This is a genomic window from Thalassotalea ganghwensis (assembly GCF_053485795.1).
Map to the genome: position 1 here is coordinate 246,415 of NZ_JBQRUM010000006.1, position 17,217 is coordinate 263,631.

The following is a 17,217-nucleotide window of genomic DNA, read 5'->3' on the forward strand; positions in this document are numbered from 1 at the left end:
AATAAATAAACGCGCTAAGTTGATTCTGATAACAAGTGACTTAACCGTTTAATGGCATGTTGTATTGGAATCGGTATGTTTTCCTCGAAGTCATAGTCGTCAATGAAGTTTTTTATCGCAAGACCCAGCTCTGTTTTGCCGGTTACCAGCAGTTTTCTTTGAAAAAATAAGGTATCAGGATCAACTATTTTATTTGCTAGCAATATTAAGCTTTTAGTGTCAGCTGAGAATTCAACATCGGCATGATGCAAATGGGATGGAAGTCGCCTGATTACTAACATTTTAGCTGTTTCGTTGGAACCATGAGTTACCGTGATAAAGCAGGTTAAATTAGAATCCGAAACGACCAACTTTAAGTATTTTTCTCGTAAGAACCTTAGCTCTTCGTTTTGTAAGGCTGTTGTAAAAAGTTTATTTAGGACTAATGACAGTAATGGCTCACTCACTCTATGAGGTAGGTAATCAATTGACCCCAGCACATGCGCTGGAGCCTTAGAGGTGAGTTTTTTAAGACATTCTACAAATGTCTGCGGAACGCCGGAAATCGTTTTTTTTGCATGAGGAAGATGTATCATATTGCCTTCCCATCTTGAGTGATTTCTTGCCACTTGCTCATCGCGACTGGATCGCCATTTTGGGCTTGGATGTATAAGTTGAGCATAAGGATTTCATGGCTTTGTGCGTCACTATCTGTGCTAGCAGGGACTTCAATAAGCGTTATACCATCATTGTGATCAACAGCAGTAAGCAAATGATCAGTAAATTCCCCCACCGTTTCACACTTAACTCCTTTTCCACCATAAGCTTCAATGAGTTTGAGCGCATTGAAAAGCGGCGTAGAACAATGATAGATGTTGCCATTACCTGACTTGCCTAAATGAAAAATATTGTTACGCATATAAATGATTATTAATGGGAGTGATTCGCGTTGAAAATGAATCAACTCATTTAATTGAAAGTTAAAGCCGCCATCACCGGTAATAACCACGGCAATATCATTCGATTGAATGGAATTGAGCTTTTTCGCGACGGCTCTGGCGTAGGGTAAACTTGTTCCCATAGCGGCATACCAGGGATTGCATATCCAGCTGCGGCCAATGGAAGATTGTTTTGTGATCAAGTCATAGGAAGCAAAGTAAGAGTTACCGACTTCGGGTAAGTATATCAAAGACTGAGATAACCCTTGTTGGATATGATTAAGCACGGTTGTTAGGTTATGAAATCCAACTTGGGTATCTTGTTTACAAGGCGGTGGTAGCTGTTTAACCACACTTAACGAAAAAAATGGAATATCAGCAGCTAAAAGGATTTTTAAAATATTGATCACTCCTTGCTGATTTTGAACCGTACCTTTAACTACTGTTTTGTTGTCAAAGTTTTCGATGATGTGAGTGCCCGTATTGAATGCCGCATTGGTATCTTGATTGTAAATGCTGGTATCAACTTCAAGAATATAATCGACTTCTTGCTCAATATATTGGCGATTTTTTTTACGACTGAAAACGCCGTTATAACTGCCTAAACATAGCGGATCGGACTCATCAAAAATTCCTTTGGCAAGCCAGCTAGTGGCAAATGGAATACTGTATTGATGGCAAAAAGACATCAGCAATTCTTTCAATTCGTTGTTTAGTTTTACATGTTCACCAATATAAACCAGCGGTTTATTAGCCAGATTGAGTTTCTTGATAATTTGCTCAGCAATTAAAGTTTCGCCTCGCAACACGAAGTTTTCACGAATGAGTTGATTACGATTTTCTGGAAGCCTGATGGCTTGAGTAGGCTGAAAAACGAGATCTCGTGGGATCTCGATAAACACTGGCTGTTTATTTAGATAAGCATGAGTTACTAATTGAAAAAAGCGCTCAGCGGCCATGTTCGGTTGATGTTTGTTTCGGGCACCTTGCAAGCGTTCAGCTTTCATCCCCAAAGCGCGAAAGGCGTCAATCGCACAGTCATATTCTGGGTGCCAGGCTGAAGCTGACGCTATCGTATGGTGTATTGTATGGTGAGATATTTCACTTTCACCAGGCGCTCCTGATAAAAATATAACAGGTAGTTTCTCCGTGATGGCTAATGCGGCCGCACTTGTGCAGGGTAAACTGCCCACAGTATAGGTTGTTAATGCGGCGCCAATACCATTAAATTCAGCATGACCACAAGCACTAAAACCGGCGTGCATCTCGTTGCTAGAAGGAGATAATTCAAGTTTACCATCTAAGGCTGCGATCAAGTTAGCGGCGAAGTCACCACCAACTCCAAACACTTGATGGCAACCAAACCAATTTAAAATATCGGCAATGGCACTACCGAGTTGCGGTAATGCTTTAGCGTACGCTTGTCCAAAATTTTCTGCGTATTGAGCATCAAATTGCAGCATAACTGTTCCCTCTATTGTAACGAAGTAAATCTATTGTCGACGTATTTTGCAAAGTTCAAATGCAAAGGCATTGCGCTGGATCAATAAATAATGACTTCATTTTAGGCTTTTAGAGGTACCTCTTTTGGGGCATTGCCATCCTATGAAAATCAGAGAAAATTAACTAAAAGTATGGAGGGTATTAGGTGGAACTTTTATGTCCAGCAGGCAATTTATCATCGCTAAAATCGGCGATTGATAATGGCGCAGACGCTGTCTATATCGGATTAAGAAATGATACTAATGCACGGCATTTTGAAGGGTTGAATTTTACTCGTAGTAAACTCGAACAAGCAGTGAAATATGTACGAGAACATCACCGGAAGTTACACATGGCGATTAATACTTTTGCCAGTGCCGATCAATGGGATACGTGGAAGCAGTCTGTTGATTTGGCCGCTTCAATTGGTGTGGATGCTTTAATTGTCGCTGATATCTCGGTGTTAGACTATGCCGCGAAAATGTACCCTCAGATAGAACTGCACTTATCTGTTCAGGCTTCGGCGACAAATGCCGAAGCTATTAATTACTACCAAAACAACTTTAATGTAAAGCGTGTGGTGTTGCCTCGGGTGCTTTCGATCCACCAAGTTAAACAACTGGCTAGGGCGACTGATGTCGAACTGGAAGTCTTTGCCTATGGCAGCCTATGCATAATGGCCGAGGGGCGTTGTCATTTATCTTCTTATTTAACTGGGGAATCCCCCAATATGAATGGTGTTTGCTCACCAGCCAAGTACGTTGATTGGAAAGAAACTGATAAAGGCTTAGAGTCTCGCTTAAATAACATATTAATTGATCGGTATGCACCTGATGAAGCGGCCGGCTACCCGACATTGTGCAAAGGGCGTTTTAATGTTGATGACAACCTTTTTCATGCATTAGAGGAACCGACAAGCCTAAACTCTATGGCACTTTTGCCCGAACTTTTAAAAATGGGCATCTCTGCTGTGAAGATTGAGGGAAGGCAGCGCAGCAGTGCTTATGTTAAGGAAGTCACTCAAGCGTGGCGACAAGCAATAGATGCCTGCAAGCAACAAGGGAGTTTCGTAGTTGAACAGCGTTGGCAACAAAAGTTAGCGAATTTATCTGAAGGTAATCAAACGACTTTAGGGGCTTATCATAAAAGTTGGCAATAGAGGTTGCGATGAAATATTCATTAGGAAATTTATTGTATTTTTGGCCCAAAGTTGATGTAGAAGCTTTTTATCAACAGGCTAAAACGAGTGCAGCAGATATTATTTATTTAGGTGAATCTGTATGCAGTAAACGTAGAGAGGTAAAACTAAAGGATTATCTATTAATAGCAAAGGAGCTTTCTCTTGCAGGCAAGCAAGTGGTTTTGTCGACCATGGTGTTGCTTGAAGCACCATCAGAACTCAAAGAGCTAAAAAAGTTTATTAATAATGGTGAATTTCTGATTGAAGCAAATGACATGTCAGCGGTACATGTAGCTAGTCAACTGGGGCTGCCATTTGTCGCAGGCAGTGCATTGAACATTTATAACCACAACTCTTTGCAGCTATTGCTGCGTCAAGGCATGGTGCGTTGGTGTATGCCTGTGGAGCTTTCTAGGGATAGATTAAAAACGATTGTCGAACAATGCCAACGAGCAGGATTTTTAGACCAGTTTGAAGTGGAAGTCCATAGTTACGGACATTTACCGCTCGCCTATTCTGCGCGTTGTTTTACTGCACGATCAGAAAATCGCTCAAAGGATGAGTGTCAATATTGCTGCATCAATTATCCCAATGGCAGGCTTACACAAAGCCAAGAAGGTGAAGCGTTGTTTGTACTCAATGGTATTCAAACGATGTCAGGAGATTGCTATAACTTAACCAATGAACAACAAGCCATGGAAGGACTCGTAGACATTATGCGAGTTTCTCCAGAAGGTAAGCAGGCGTTTGAAATATTAGAAAAGTTAAAGCAGAGCTCAGCGGTACCATTAGCAGCTAATCATAGTAATGGTTATTGGCATCATATTGCAGGGATTCATCAACTGTGATCACTACATAGGAGAATGAGATGCAATATATTGAGTGGGAAACAGGATTCAACATCGGCATAAAAGAAATAGATATTCAGCATCAAGCGCTTGTGAGCATCATAAATACATTAGCCGAAGCGATTGAAAATGACGCTAATGTCGATACTTTCAACGCTGTTTTTAATCGTCTGATAGATTACACCGAGTATCATTTTAGTGCGGAAGAGAAATATATAAAAAAGCTAACTAAAAAAGATAAGCGCTTGCATTTATTACAACATCAAAACTTCGTCAATGAGTTAATTCGCATGAATAGAAATGATATCAATAAAGAGAGTGCAATGGCTATTTGGTATTTTCTATCGGATTGGCTAATCAGCCATATTGTCAGTGAGGATATTAAACTGTCAGGAACAAAGAAGCTGGAGACAAATCGTGACTTTTGATTTTACGTCACTTTGGTTAACGATAAAGCTTGCCTTTTTTACGACTTTTATATTGCTTATTTTCTGTATCCCGTTTGCTTGGTGGTTATCAAGTTATCAAGGTCGAATGAAGGCAATAATTGAAAGTATTGTTGCACTACCTTTGGTACTACCACCTACAGTGGTTGGTTTTTATATGTTGATTGCTTTTGCGCCAGAAACTTGGTTAGGCAGAGGATGGTTTTGGTTAACTGGGCAGCAATTGGCCTTCAGTTTTGCGGGTATATTGTTGGCCTCATTAATTTATTCTTTACCATTCGTGGTTCAACCGTTGCTTGCTAATTTTGTTCAACTTGGAACTAAGTATGACCAAATGGCAGGTGGACTTGGTATATCGCCCTATAAACGATTATTTTTAGTGAGTCTTCCTTTAGCAAAGCCAGCAATCATTAGTGCAATAACCTTGGGTTTTGCTCATACGTTAGGAGAATTTGGTTTAGTACTGATGATAGGGGGTAATATTCCTGGCGAAACTCAGGTGTTATCAATTGCATTGTACAATCACGTGGAAGCGATGGAATATCAACAAGCTCATAATTTAGCTATAATTTTGATTTCAATTTCTTTTTTGTCATTAATTCTACTTTACCGTTTTAATCGACCCGCCTTATTTTATCGGTAATCACATTAAGGTCGAACATGCTTTTACTTGATTTCAAAAATGAGCTGCCAGAATTATATTTAAATCTAAATGAGAATGTAGTTGGCATATTTGGAGCCTCAGGGGCTGGAAAATCTAGCTTTTTGAAGAATATTGCAGGAATCGATGACAGCTTGATATCAGTAGTACATTATGACGGCTTGAGAGTTGATACATTATCAGCATACAAGTCACCTATATACTACCTTGATCAAGGAGCAACATTGTTTCCTCATTTATCAGTACGGAAAAACTTATTACTGGTTTTAGCTCATGGATGTTTTGCTTCTGAAAATAGCTATCAATTTGAAGATGTTATTAATTGGTGTCAAATTGAATCGATATTAGATCAGATGCCTTTGCATTTATCCGGGGGACAAATGCAAAAAGTCTTATTTGCGCAGAGCCTACTGTCTGGAAAAAAACTTATTTTGCTCGATGAACCATTTTCCGCATTAGACTGGAAGGTAAGAGAACATTTTTGTCAATTAATCCAATATCTACATCAGCACTTTCATAAGCAATTTTTATTTGTTAGTCATTCACTAAAAGAGCTAGCAATGAGCACAAATTACTTGTTGCATCTAGATCACTTTAAAGTAATTAAATCTGGTATAAGTCAAAAATTGATTTCGTCGCTCAGTCAAGAACCAGGCCAAACGCAAAGCGCTATTTTAAGTGGGAAAATCGATAAAATTATTCAAGAGTTTAACTTAGCTAAGGTAAAATTAGGATCCAACTCTAATAGCCAATTTATATATATCACAGCACCTCATTACGACTTAGCAGATGTAAATATTGAGATTGAAGCTAATAAAGTTAGCTTGTGCAAAAAAAAACCATCTCTGACGTCTATAGTCAATTGTCTTTTGACTAGAGTTAAAGAAATAAATATAAACAAGCATTTTGCAACAATTATACTTGAGATAGAAAATCAAATATTGATGTCTAATATATCATTGCTTTCTTTATATAAGTTAGAGTTGACTATTGGAGAGGATATTTACGCCCAGTTTAAAGTTTTATAAGTAGACTTGTGTTGACTTTGCTCGGTTTATCTTTTGTTTGTTAACTAGATAAATATGATTTTCCAAGTGACACACTATGCGTATTATTTAGTGACACTTGGTTGTATTATTGTTTCGTCAGTAACACGATAATCATAGAAGCTAAGTGACAAAGTATGCTTTCAGCGTCACAATTAGCAAAACTAAGTTAGCAATAAATAGCTGACTAGCTTTACAGGGTATCGTAATTGTTAGTTAAATAAAAAGAAGGTTAATCCTTTGTCTAAATTTTTTAAGTTATCTATCCTTTTGTGCCTGTTAACGATAACTAATCTAGCCAAAAGCCAATCGCTTACGGTTGCTGTCGCTAGTAACTTTTATGCGAGCGCGGTTAACTTGGCCAAACACTTTGAACAAGAACACAAGGTTGAAATAAAGCTGGCGTCAGGCGCTACGGGGGTGCTATATGCGCAAATTACTAAAGGCGCTCCGTATGATTTATTTTTGTCCGCAGATAAAATGCGCCCTATGCAATTATTTCAGCAAGGGCTTGCTTACCAAAATCAACAATACACGCTAGGAAAGTTAGCCTTATGGATGCCGAAAACAAAAACTAAAATTAATCGCTCAACTTTTGAAAAGTATCAAGGGAGATTGGCAATTGCCAATCCCAAGTTAGCCCCATATGGCGTTGCTGCGCAGCAGGTACTAGCTAACCTGAAATTTGAGAATATCGATAAAATTCAAAATATTATCGGGAATAACGTTAATCAAGTATTTCACTATATTGATTCTGGTAATGTTAATGCCGGCTTTGTCCCTTTGTCATTACTGATATTGGCCAAGCAAAAGCAACCAGAGGCGTTCGGGAAGGCGTATACTCATTTTTGGGTAGTACCTGAAAGCTATTACCAACCGATTGAGCAGCACGCTACTATTCTAAAAAGAACACGAAAATTTGAGTTAGCACAGCAATTCTTAAAATATATTCGTTCTCCAGAATCACAAGCTATTCTGGAGCAGCATGGCTATAAAGCAATTTAACTGCTTTAACCACAGATAGGACAATGTTTTGCTTTATTAATGTTAAAGGTTTTAACATCTAGGGTAAAAGCATCAATGAGCATTAATTTATTGTAAATGGGTTTGCCAAGCAGCGAAATTACCTTGATGGCTTCAATCGCCTGGATGGAACCTATCATACCAACAAGTGGCGATAACACCCCAGCTTCAGAGCACGTCAGTTGCTGCTCGCCAAAGTATTGACTTAGGCATTGATAGCAAGCGCTTTCCGATTGCATGTGAAAAACAGCGACTTGCCCTTCCAATCGAATTGCTGCGCCACTAACTAATGGCACTTTTTGTTGATAACAGGTTTTATTGATTTGATTACGTGTCACTAAGTTATCGGAACAATCAATGACAATATCATGTTGTGAAATAGTTTGTTGCATGCATTGTTCAGACATGCGTTTTTCAATGGTATTGATGATAACATCACTATTGAGAGCCAGTAACAATTGTTTTGCTGATTGGCATTTAGATAGACCAATATCAGCTTCCGAATGAAGAATTTGTCGTTGTAAGTTAGTTAGGTCGACAACATCATCATCAGATAGCGTGATTTCTCCAATGCCCGATGCAGTCAAGTATTGTGCAACAGCACACCCTAAGCCGCCAACACCGATAATTAAAACTTTACTATTGTATAGCCTTTCTTGCCCGTTGATATCCATGCCTTTGAGCATAATATGTCGGCTGTATCGCATTAATTGACTATCGCTTAAGGTTTTAGGGGCGTCTTGGGGCATAGTTAATCTCTACTATGAATGAGCATGAAGGTTACTATAAGTCATTTCACCTGGGCTTCAATAACTCTCTAGCGATAGAGTTATAAAAATAGGAGCAATTACTTAAATTGATCACCTATCGTGGCCAATGAAATTGATGGTGTTAATGTGCCAATAGCTCATCAAATAGTTGTATGTAAACTTGCTCGCCTGTACCACAGCCTTCATGTTCGCGCGGTAAAACAATGAAACAATTTGCGCGACTTATCGAAGATAAAACTCCAGAACCTTGGTTTGGTAGCGGCGTAACCGATAGTGTGCCGTTTTGAGTAACCGTTGCGATGCCACGCTGAAAGTCCATTCTACCTGCCCGTTTTTTTACCGCGGCAGCAGTTTCTGCCAAAAGTTGCATTGGCTCTGGATAGCTTGTTCCCATCATTTTTTTCAGGGCTTGTACGGCAAATAAGTGGAATGTGACAACGGCAGACACTGGGTTGCCTGGCAACCCTAAGAAAATACTGCTTGTTAAACGGCCAAACGCGACCGGTTTTCCGGGCTTGATGGCAACCTTCCAAAACTCAATTTTTCCTAGTTCATCAAGTACACTTTTAGTGTAATCAGCATCACCGACAGAGACACCGCCAGAGCTAATAACTAAGTCTGCTTGTTGGTCAGCTTTGATAAATGTTTGCTTTATTTTTTCGTAATTGTCAGGAACAATGCCAAAATCAATCACATCAAGGTTCATGGTGCTCAGCATGGCAATAATTACGTGGCGGTTGCTTTCGTATATATCGCCCGGCATTAAGAGCTCATTTGTTGCTTTAAGCTCATCGCCGGTGGAAAATACTGCAACCTTTGGCTTACGTTTTACTGCTATTTCACTAACACCCAATGAGGCAAGTAAGCCAATGTCGGTGTTACTGAATAGGTGCCCAGCATCGAAAATTAACTCCCCAAGAGCAATATCTTCACCTGCTTTTCGTATATGGTTACCTAGGTTTACTGGCTGATTTAGTGTCACTAGTGCGTTTGTTATCGTGACATTTTCTTGCATTTCTACGGCGTTGGCGCTGGCCGGTACAACGGCTCCGGTCATAATTCGAATACATTCACCTGGACGCAATTCTCCAGTAAAAGGGCGCCCTGCCATTGCTGTGCCTACGAGCTTAAAAACGTTGCCTGCCGCAATAGTACTATTTTCAACATGTTCTGCATTAAGCGCATAGCCATCCATTGCTGAATTATTGTGAGCGGGCACATTGATGGGAGAATGAATAACGTCGGCATTGACGCGTTTTCGACAATCAGCAATTTTCACTAATTCGTTTTCTTTTATCGAGACAATTTGCGTTAAAAGTTTTGCTTTAGCCTCTTGAAAAGGCATTAAACCGGGAAAGTTGCAATTGTCGACCATGATATCCTCTATTAATGCTAATTGTTAAATAACAGTGTGCGGTGGTGGTTTGTTACAAGTAACTAAATAGTAACAGCCGCAGATAAACGTCGCTAGCGCTATTGTTCATGCAAAGAGAACAAAACCTTGTTCAGCCACCCTTGGTACGAATGTCGTTGAATATAAAAACCTCGCGTTTTATCATGCTGAATATTCCAATGAAAAAGATTTCCCTGTGAACCTTGATTTAACTGCCTTGTGGTTAACAATAAAATTGGCCAGCTTAACGACTCTTATCTTGCTGATGGTTGGTGTGCCTTTTGCCTGGTGGTTATCACGTTATCATGGTCGCATGAGAGCCATTATTGAAACCTTTATTGCTTTACCATTAGTGTTACCACCAACGGTATTGGGTTTTTATTTACTGATTGCCTTTGCGCCAGAAACTTGGCTCGGAAAAAGTTGGTTATGGCTTACCGGGCAACAATTGGCGTTCAGCTTTACCGGGATATTATTTGCCTCACTGATTTATTCATTGCCTTTTGTCGTTCAACCGTTGCTGGCCAATTTTAGTCAACTTGGCGTTAAGTATGATCAAGTCGCGAGCGGATTAGGCTTGCCGCCCTTAAAGCGAATGTTATTGGTTAGTCTTCCCCTCGCTAAACCTGCCATTATTAGTGCCGCGACATTAGGTTTCGCTCATACCTTAGGGGAATTTGGTTTAGTGTTAATGATCGGAGGGAATATCCCTGGTGAAACACAAGTGTTGTCTATTGCTTTATACAATCATGTTGAAGCAATTGAGTATCAACAAGCTCATGCGTTAGCATTAACCTTAATCTTGTTGTCGTTTATCAGTTTGTTTTTACTGTATCGATTTAATCGACCTGTACTCTTTCAAAGTCAGCCAAGCAAGGATTAGTGATGTTATCGTTTAAGCTAAACCATGCGGAACTTGCTGAGGAGATAGCGGTTGCTCTTGATGTTCAGCAGCATGTTATTGGACTATTTGGTAGTTCAGGTGCGGGCAAAACTAGCTTATTAAAGGGGATTGCAGGGCTAGCTGATGACTATGTCACTGCACGTTACTTTAACGAAATGGCGTTAGATAACCTTCAAGTTTGCCAATCACCCATTTATTATCAAGATCAAAACGCCACGTTATTTCCCCACTTAACGGTAAAAAAGAACCTCGAGTTAGTGGTTAGCCATGGCAGGTTTGCCAGCGATAGCCCTTTTAGCATCGAAAAAGTTGTTCAATGGTGCCAAATTGAATTGATACTTGAGCACAAGCCCTCGCAACTGTCAGGGGGACAAATGCAACGTGCTGCTTTTGCACAAAGTATTCTGTCAGGCAACAAACTTATTTTACTGGATGAGCCTTTTTCTGCGTTAGATTGGCAAGCCAGAGAGCATTTTTGTCAACTTATTCAGCACTTACATAAAACCTATCAGCTACAATTTGTATTAGTTAGTCACTCATTAAAAGAACTCGCCTTGTGCACCAATTATATTGTTCATTTAGCAAAATTCTGTGTGACCAATGCTGGCAGCAGTCAGCAGATGGTGTCATTTTTGAGTCAGGAGTCAGTACAAAATCAGTGTGCGGTATTAACCGGCACCATTGAAGAAGTCATCGAAGAGTTTAAGCTTGCTAAAGTGCGGTTATCTTCAGCCAATGAAGGCCAGATTATTTTTATCAGCAAACCAGAGTTTGCCCAGCGGCAAGTAAATGTAGAAATTGACGCAGCCAAAGTCAGCCTTGGTAAAAGCCAACCGGCCCAATCGTCAATTGTTAATTGTCTGCAAGCCCAGATAACCAATATCAACGCAACTAACAGTTTTGTAACGGTTGAATTAGCGGTAGAGGGGCAAGTTTTACTGGCTAACATATCATTATTATCATTTAAAACGCTCGACTTTAAGGTTGGCGACCACGTTTACGCTCAGTTTAAAGTGTTATAACCAGCGCAATCAAAAAATTAGCAGGAACTAAAAATTATTAGTTGACCTGTGAGTAACTCATAGCTTTATAGTACACTCAGTTGATCACATTTGGGTTGATGATCACCATAAGGGGGTATGATGAAAGCAAAGCAGCTAGCCGATAAGTATCAAGTTAATGTTGATACCGTGCGCTATTACACACGTATTGGTTTATTGACACCATCAACCAACCCTATCAATGGCTATAAAGCCTATTCGTCGGCTGATGAAACGCGCATACAGTTCATTATTCAAGCAAAAGCGTTAGGTTTTAGTTTGCAAGATATTGAAACCTTTATTCAAGAATCTCAACTTGGCCACTCTCCGTGTCCAACGGTACGCGAAATAATGAAACAGCGAATAGAAGAAACGCAAGCGAAAATTCGAGCAATGCAAATAACCTGTGAGAAAATGCAAAATGCGCTAGCCTTATGGGAAACCTTACCAGATTGCAACCCAACGGGTGATCATGTCTGTCATTTAATTGAAGGTCTAATCGAAGAGGAGTCTGATCATGTCTAGTTGTTGTGGCTCAAATAATAGCCAAGAGAAATCGGTTGCTGAAAAAACAGGGAGCGACGACCAGCAAAGTGCATCAAGTTGCTGCGATAGTGATAAGCAGAGTGTTGATTGGTTAATGTGGGGCTCAGCGATAATTGTCTTGATAGCGTTTGTTGGGTATTGGTTACAGTCTCCGTCAGAAAAATGGTATTACACGGTAAGTGCTACCACCGTTGAGATGCTAGACGCTATGTGGATAGGTATGGCATTTGGCGTGTTAATCGTTGGATGGCTAAATCGTTTACCTAAAGATGTGGTTATTGCCACCATTGGTAAAGGACATACTGTCTCTGGATTGTTTAGAGCGACAATGGCTGGCCTATTATTCGACCTATGTAACCACGGTATTTTAATGGTTGGGATGAAACTCTATGAGCGAGGAGCCAGTTTAGGGCAAGTAATGGCGTTTATTATTGCTAGCCCATGGAATTCCTTTACGCTGACGTTTATCTTGATTGGTTTAATAGGCCTTAAGTGGACATTGGTATTTATCGCCTTATCACTGGTGGTAGCGTGGGTAAGTGGTTATATTTTTGATCGCCTAGAAAAGTCGGGTAAGTTACCTAAAAACCCCCATGCACATGAACTAGCTGATGATTTTAACTTTAAACAAACCTTAAAGGTACTCACTAAAAATGCTGATTATTCACCGAAAGCGCTAATCAATATGATCATTAACGGCTTTAAAGGTTCACGCATGGTTTTTCGTTGGGTCGCGGTTGGTATTGTATTGGTAGGGCTAATTCGCGCGTTTGTGCCTGAGGATAGTTTTGCTACCTGGTTTGGTGCAACCGCAGGAGGTTTATTGTTAACTTTGCTGGCAGCAACGATTATTGAAGTGTGCTCTGAAGGTTCAACACCAATTGCTGCTGACTTAATCACGCGAGCGTCAGCACCAGGTAATTCGTTCACCTTTTTAATGGCCGGTGCTTCAACTGACTATACGGAAATTATGGTATTAAAAGATACCACTAAAAGCTGGAAAATAGCCTTGTTTTTACCACTAATTACCGTGCCACAGGTATTGCTAATTGGCTGGATACTTAACACCGGCTTTGCTGGTTAATTCATCGATTAACTGAAAGATACGGCCAATTTGGCGCAGATAATAGCTAAATTGGCCAAGCTCAGGCATAATTTCTCCGTTCATTCTTATAAAAATAGTTAATAGGAAAGATTATGATCCATAGTATGACCGCCTTTTCACGTGTTGAAATTAAAGGTGACTGGGGTAATGCCGTTTGGGAAATTCGCAGCGTTAACCAACGATTTTTAGAAACCTACTTTCGTTTACCCGAGCAATTTCGAGCCATAGAGCCTATTTTACGCGAGCGTTTTCGCAAACAACTTAATCGCGGTAAAGTTGAATGCTCTTTGCGTTTTAACGCCAATCCTGCCGCTAAAGGCAAATTATCGTTAAACAAACACCTTGCTGAAGAACTGCTGCAACACGCAGGTTGGATTAACGAGCAAACCCTTAACAGTCAAGTTAATCCAATTGAAATTATGCGTTGGCCGGGTGTGATGGAAACCGAAGAAACCGATATGGACGCCATTCAAGCCGATATCCTTGCTGGTTTTGATCAGGCGTTAGCTGATTTCATTTCTGCCCGAGCGAGCGAGGGCACTAATATAACGGGCATGATAGAGCAACGCTTAACCGCAATTGAAGCAGAAGCTGAGAAAGTTAAAGGCCATATGCCAGAAGTCATTCAATGGCAACGTACCCGTATTTTAGAGAAGTTCGAAGAAGCAAAAATTGAACTTGATTCAACCCGCGTAGAACAAGAGCTTGTCATGCTGGCGCAAAAAATGGATGTTGATGAAGAAATCGATCGCCTTCATAGCCATGTCAAAGAAACTCGCAGTATCCTCAAAAAAGGTGGCCCACAAGGCCGACGCTTAGATTTTATGATGCAAGAGTTTAACCGCGAAGCGAACACCTTAGGCTCAAAATCTATCAACGCAGATGTTACCAACTCAGCTGTTGAGTTAAAAGTGTTGATCGAACAAATGCGTGAGCAGATCCAAAATATCGAATGATGTTTCACGCTGTTTCAGAATGTTAAAATAGTCAATAAAATCTGTAAGTTATATAATTTCACTGTTTCACCTTGTTACCACTGTTTGCTCTTTGTTAAGTAAAAGTGGTGACAGAAATGGTGACAGGTTTTTCAATAAATTGAAAATTAGCCTAAACTTATAACAATCTGTCACCACTTCAAGGATAAGAGGTTGAAATGACAGCAATAATTACAGTTCAAAAAATAAAAAGTCTTATAAAAAACAAGACTATAGGAAAATACGCTATCGGAAATGGCTTATACATTCGTATAAGTGATGAAGGTAGCGCATTTTTTACAATTCGTTATACCGTACATAAAAAACGTAAAGAAATGACTTTGGGAAAATTCCCTGAGCTTTCACTAGCTGATGCAAAGTTTAAAGCAGCAAAAATAAAGGTTGATATTAAGAATGAAAATATCGACCCTCTTGCAGAAAAAAAACGTCTTGAACAAGAAGATATGCTCACAGTAAACCATCTTGCTGATGATTGGTTAAAAGACTGTGAAAAACGGCTGAAGCATCCAAACATTCCTAGACGTGTTTACCAAAAAGATATTGCACCTTTCGTTGGGGAGCTGGGAATCGACAAAGTAACCCCGAGAGATATTAGAGCGATCATCCAGCATATAGCGGAAAGTAATCGCCCTACTATCGCTAATGATGCGCTTATGTACTGCAAACAGCTCTTTCGTCATGCTATTAAATTAGATCTACGTACTAGCAATCCAGCAGAAGCATTTACATTATCTGACGCTGGTGGAGTCGAACAAAGTCGTAGTAGAGCATTATCTCTTGATGAACTACAGGAAGTATTTCAATGTTTTCGAGATCACTACAATCAATTTACTCGTGATAATTATTTAGCAACTGCCTTGCTTGTCTCTCTTGGAGTACGTAAAGGAGAGCTGATTGCTGCGAAATGGGAAGAGTTTGATTTCAATTCGAGCCTTTGGCACTTGCCACAAGCAAGAAGCAAAACGGGAAAAGCGATAACAGTTCCTCTTAGTGATGTGGTTCTTGGTTGGTTAGAAGAGTTGAGAGTGAGAGCATTTGGCTCTGACTTTTTATTTCCGAATCGAAGATCAAGTAAACGCTTTGGTCATATAAGCCCAGATACATTAAATGCAGCAATTCAAAAGCTTTTTCGTGAAGGAAAATTGCCAGTAGAGCATTTTACAGTCCATGATTTACGAAGAACATGTAGGAGTTTACTAGCAAGTAATGGTGTTGCAGGGCATGTTGCTGAACGATGCTTAAATCATAAGTTAAAAGGCATTGAGGGTATATATGATAGATATGATTACCTCAATGAACGAAAAGAAGCATTAGATGGGATATCAGCAATGTTAGCTCCTGTAATTAATTATTAATGCTATTAAGCAATAAATAGGGAATAGCTTAAATATAAATTTATTTGTGTAATTTTTTGAGAGCGTTTTTATTTAACGTTCTCAATATTATGCAGGTAATTTAAGCTTTATAAAGGTCATGGGAGTTAAGACCTGCTCAGTTATTAACTCCAAAGAGTTCTATTTAATTATTGGCATAGGTGTTTTGGTTTAAATTAGTGAGAAATCTTCAATTTTAAAAGTGTGCGATAACACCAGCATAAGTACCTTTGAATTCAAGGTTGGTAGATAAATTGTTTAAATTTTCAAATTCCATTTCTACGACTCTATATCCTAAGGCCAAATTAAGATCCATCATTCTGTTATTAATTAATTCGTAACTTAAGCCAACTTGATAGTCAGAAAGTGAATGGCTATCTATGAATAAAAAATCACCTTGAGCAAATAGACTTAGGCCTATTAACGGTAAGCTAATATTTGAGGCAACATATAACATAGGCTCCACTTTGTTAGTCTTTATTTTACCAAAAAGGGGAGTAGGATTTCCTCCTCCAGTACAAGGACTGTCAGGAGACGGATTAGGATCATTACAAGAACCATTATCAATAGTTGTCGTCCCTGAAACAGTGACATCACCATTAAAGTCTCTCGCGGTCAATCCCAAATCAATTGAAAATAAGTCGTTATCGAATAGCTCATAATATAAAGTGTAATCGATATAACTTACGTTAAAACTGGCATCAACATCGTTACCAATAGAGAAAGTTTCACCTCCAAAACTAAACTCTTGCGTTAAGGTAGTTTTACCAGTGGTATCGAGAGTGGTACTTGAAATACGGGCATTAGGAAGCCAAGAGAAAGGGTGTTCAATTGCAACAAAATAGACAATTTGCTGTTCTTCTTTTAAATTAAAGTCAACAAGTGTATTTAGTTCACCAAAAATTCCATTTACTTCACTTTGCCAAATTTGACCGCCGAGGTATAAGCCGACCGTATCTGCTTGTACATTAGCAGCAAAAAGTGCGGCAAGAGTTGTTGCCAAAGCCATTTTTTTCATCTAGTTACTATCCTTATTTACCAGTGGTGATGTTCCATTTTTCTTAGATTCGACTTTATCGTTATGACTAAAATTGGTCATGAAAAAGAGCTATTAATACAATAAATTATAGTAGCTCATACTTCAATTCAAGTTAATAAATGCTTAACCATTAAGCGTTTATTTCACCCGATTAGTATATTCTGATTCCCAACTCTAACAGGTATAATTGGGAATCAACATCTAGTCCTGATGCTAGTTTTATAAATTTAATTTAGAGTGGTCTTTCCGTAAGCTTTATTATTACAAATTTATTATTGTTGACAATAAAGATAGTGTATGTTTTGATTTTTGTTGCAGGGAGTGATCTGCAATAATCAAACAGGACACTTTGATAATGGAATATAATCCAAATATTGAGGTGTTAAATGACAAAAAGAACAAACAGAAGTTACACAGCAGAATTTAAACAAGAAGCTGTGGCATTAATA

At 39.3% G+C, this 17,217-nt stretch carries 17 protein-coding genes; 12 read left to right on the top strand and 5 right to left on the bottom strand.

Annotated features, from left to right (window positions below):
* Positions 1-14: 14 nt before the first annotated feature.
* Together ubiT and ACSLUH_RS08640 are read right to left on the bottom strand one after the other, a co-directional pair.
* Positions 15-575, bottom strand: a complete 561-nt coding sequence (gene ubiT, locus ACSLUH_RS08635; protein WP_448565996.1) for a ubiquinone anaerobic biosynthesis accessory factor UbiT — start codon at positions 573-575, stop codon at positions 15-17.
* A complete protein-coding gene (locus ACSLUH_RS08640) occupies positions 572-2,380 on the bottom strand; it encodes a thiamine pyrophosphate-dependent enzyme (protein WP_448565998.1) in 1,809 nt (602 codons plus the stop codon). Before ACSLUH_RS08640 ends, ubiT begins: the two co-directional genes overlap by 4 nt.
* Positions 2,381-2,565: 185 nt before the next feature.
* On the opposite strand from ACSLUH_RS08640, the gene ubiU reads away from it, so the two are divergent.
* From ubiU to modA, 6 genes are all read left to right on the top strand, one after another.
* The gene (gene ubiU / locus ACSLUH_RS08645) at positions 2,566-3,558 is read left to right on the top strand and encodes a ubiquinone anaerobic biosynthesis protein UbiU (protein WP_448566000.1); all 993 of its coding nucleotides are present in this window, start codon (positions 2,566-2,568) and stop codon (positions 3,556-3,558) included.
* Positions 3,559-3,566: 8 nt separating this feature from the next.
* Positions 3,567-4,427 (top strand): U32 family peptidase, encoded by an 861-nt coding sequence (locus ACSLUH_RS08650; RefSeq protein ID WP_448566002.1) that lies wholly within the window; start codon positions 3,567-3,569, stop codon positions 4,425-4,427.
* Between the two features lie 20 nt (positions 4,428-4,447).
* Positions 4,448-4,855: a bacteriohemerythrin gene (locus tag ACSLUH_RS08655; protein ID WP_448566004.1), complete on the top strand. Its 408-nt coding sequence runs from the start codon at positions 4,448-4,450 to the stop codon at positions 4,853-4,855.
* Entirely contained in the window at positions 4,842-5,516 is a 675-nt protein-coding gene (gene modB, locus ACSLUH_RS08660; RefSeq protein ID WP_448566042.1) for a molybdate ABC transporter permease subunit, read from the top strand. Before ACSLUH_RS08655 ends, modB (ACSLUH_RS08660) begins: the two co-directional genes overlap by 14 nt.
* Positions 5,517-5,533: 17 nt before the next feature.
* Positions 5,534-6,562: an ATP-binding cassette domain-containing protein gene (locus ACSLUH_RS08665; protein WP_448566006.1), complete on the top strand. Its 1,029-nt coding sequence runs from the start codon at positions 5,534-5,536 to the stop codon at positions 6,560-6,562.
* A gap of 258 nt (positions 6,563-6,820) precedes the next feature.
* On the top strand, positions 6,821-7,585 hold the full coding sequence (gene modA, locus ACSLUH_RS08670) for a molybdate ABC transporter substrate-binding protein (RefSeq protein WP_448566008.1): 765 nt from the start codon (positions 6,821-6,823) through the stop codon (positions 7,583-7,585).
* Positions 7,586-7,590: 5 nt separating this feature from the next.
* On the opposite strand, the gene ACSLUH_RS08675 is transcribed toward modA, so the two are convergent.
* Positions 7,591-8,352: a molybdopterin-synthase adenylyltransferase MoeB gene (locus ACSLUH_RS08675; RefSeq protein ID WP_448566010.1), complete on the bottom strand. Its 762-nt coding sequence runs from the start codon at positions 8,350-8,352 to the stop codon at positions 7,591-7,593.
* Positions 8,353-8,494: 142 nt separating this feature from the next.
* Positions 8,495-9,748 (bottom strand): molybdopterin molybdotransferase MoeA, encoded by a 1,254-nt coding sequence (gene moeA / locus ACSLUH_RS08680; protein WP_448566012.1) that lies wholly within the window; start codon positions 9,746-9,748, stop codon positions 8,495-8,497.
* Positions 9,749-9,962: 214 nt separating this feature from the next.
* Between moeA and modB (ACSLUH_RS08685) the strand changes: the two genes are divergently transcribed.
* From modB (ACSLUH_RS08685) to ACSLUH_RS08710, 6 genes are all read left to right on the top strand, one after another.
* On the top strand, positions 9,963-10,649 hold the full coding sequence (gene modB / locus ACSLUH_RS08685) for a molybdate ABC transporter permease subunit (protein ID WP_448566014.1): 687 nt from the start codon (positions 9,963-9,965) through the stop codon (positions 10,647-10,649).
* Positions 10,650-10,651: 2 nt separating this feature from the next.
* Positions 10,652-11,692 (top strand): ATP-binding cassette domain-containing protein, encoded by a 1,041-nt coding sequence (locus ACSLUH_RS08690; RefSeq protein ID WP_448566016.1) that lies wholly within the window; start codon positions 10,652-10,654, stop codon positions 11,690-11,692.
* 117 nt (positions 11,693-11,809) lie between these two features.
* Positions 11,810-12,235: a MerR family DNA-binding protein gene (locus ACSLUH_RS08695; RefSeq protein WP_448566018.1), complete on the top strand. Its 426-nt coding sequence runs from the start codon at positions 11,810-11,812 to the stop codon at positions 12,233-12,235.
* Positions 12,228-13,340, top strand: a complete 1,113-nt coding sequence (locus ACSLUH_RS08700) for a permease (RefSeq protein ID WP_448566020.1) — start codon at positions 12,228-12,230, stop codon at positions 13,338-13,340. The genes ACSLUH_RS08695 and ACSLUH_RS08700 overlap by 8 nt, the downstream gene beginning before the upstream one ends.
* 113 nt (positions 13,341-13,453) lie before the next feature.
* Positions 13,454-14,317, top strand: coding sequence for a YicC/YloC family endoribonuclease (locus ACSLUH_RS08705; protein ID WP_448566022.1), 864 nt, complete (start codon positions 13,454-13,456; stop codon positions 14,315-14,317).
* A 197-nt stretch (positions 14,318-14,514) separates the two neighbouring features.
* A complete protein-coding gene (locus ACSLUH_RS08710) occupies positions 14,515-15,711 on the top strand; it encodes a tyrosine-type recombinase/integrase (protein WP_448566024.1) in 1,197 nt (398 codons plus the stop codon).
* A gap of 214 nt (positions 15,712-15,925) precedes the next feature.
* On the opposite strand, the gene ACSLUH_RS08715 is transcribed toward ACSLUH_RS08710, so the two are convergent.
* Positions 15,926-16,747 carry a TIGR04219 family outer membrane beta-barrel protein gene (locus ACSLUH_RS08715; RefSeq protein ID WP_448566026.1) on the bottom strand — a complete coding sequence of 274 codons (822 nt, stop codon included), beginning with the start codon at positions 16,745-16,747 and terminating at the stop codon, positions 15,926-15,928.
* Positions 16,748-17,217: the final 470 nt, after the last annotated feature.

Excerpts from the sequence above, each read along its gene's own strand:
- ubiT (WP_448565996.1), bottom strand. The coding sequence starts at position 575 with ATGATACATCTTCCTCATGCAAAAAAAACGATTTCCGGCGTTCCGCAG.
- ACSLUH_RS08640 (WP_448565998.1), bottom strand. The coding sequence starts at position 2,380 with ATGCTGCAATTTGATGCTCAATACGCAGAAAATTTTGGACAAGCGTAC.
- ACSLUH_RS08650 (WP_448566002.1), top strand. The coding sequence starts at position 3,567 with ATGAAATATTCATTAGGAAATTTATTGTATTTTTGGCCCAAAGTTGAT.
- ACSLUH_RS08655 (WP_448566004.1), top strand. The coding sequence starts at position 4,448 with ATGCAATATATTGAGTGGGAAACAGGATTCAACATCGGCATAAAAGAA.
- ACSLUH_RS08665 (WP_448566006.1), top strand. The coding sequence starts at position 5,534 with ATGCTTTTACTTGATTTCAAAAATGAGCTGCCAGAATTATATTTAAAT.
- ACSLUH_RS08675 (WP_448566010.1), bottom strand. The coding sequence starts at position 8,352 with ATGCCCCAAGACGCCCCTAAAACCTTAAGCGATAGTCAATTAATGCGA.
- moeA (WP_448566012.1), bottom strand. The coding sequence starts at position 9,748 with ATGGTCGACAATTGCAACTTTCCCGGTTTAATGCCTTTTCAAGAGGCT.
- ACSLUH_RS08690 (WP_448566016.1), top strand. The coding sequence starts at position 10,652 with ATGTTATCGTTTAAGCTAAACCATGCGGAACTTGCTGAGGAGATAGCG.
- ACSLUH_RS08695 (WP_448566018.1), top strand. The coding sequence starts at position 11,810 with ATGATGAAAGCAAAGCAGCTAGCCGATAAGTATCAAGTTAATGTTGAT.
- ACSLUH_RS08700 (WP_448566020.1), top strand. The coding sequence starts at position 12,228 with ATGTCTAGTTGTTGTGGCTCAAATAATAGCCAAGAGAAATCGGTTGCT.
- ACSLUH_RS08705 (WP_448566022.1), top strand. The coding sequence starts at position 13,454 with ATGATCCATAGTATGACCGCCTTTTCACGTGTTGAAATTAAAGGTGAC.
- ACSLUH_RS08710 (WP_448566024.1), top strand. The coding sequence starts at position 14,515 with ATGACAGCAATAATTACAGTTCAAAAAATAAAAAGTCTTATAAAAAAC.
- ACSLUH_RS08715 (WP_448566026.1), bottom strand. The coding sequence starts at position 16,747 with ATGAAAAAAATGGCTTTGGCAACAACTCTTGCCGCACTTTTTGCTGCT.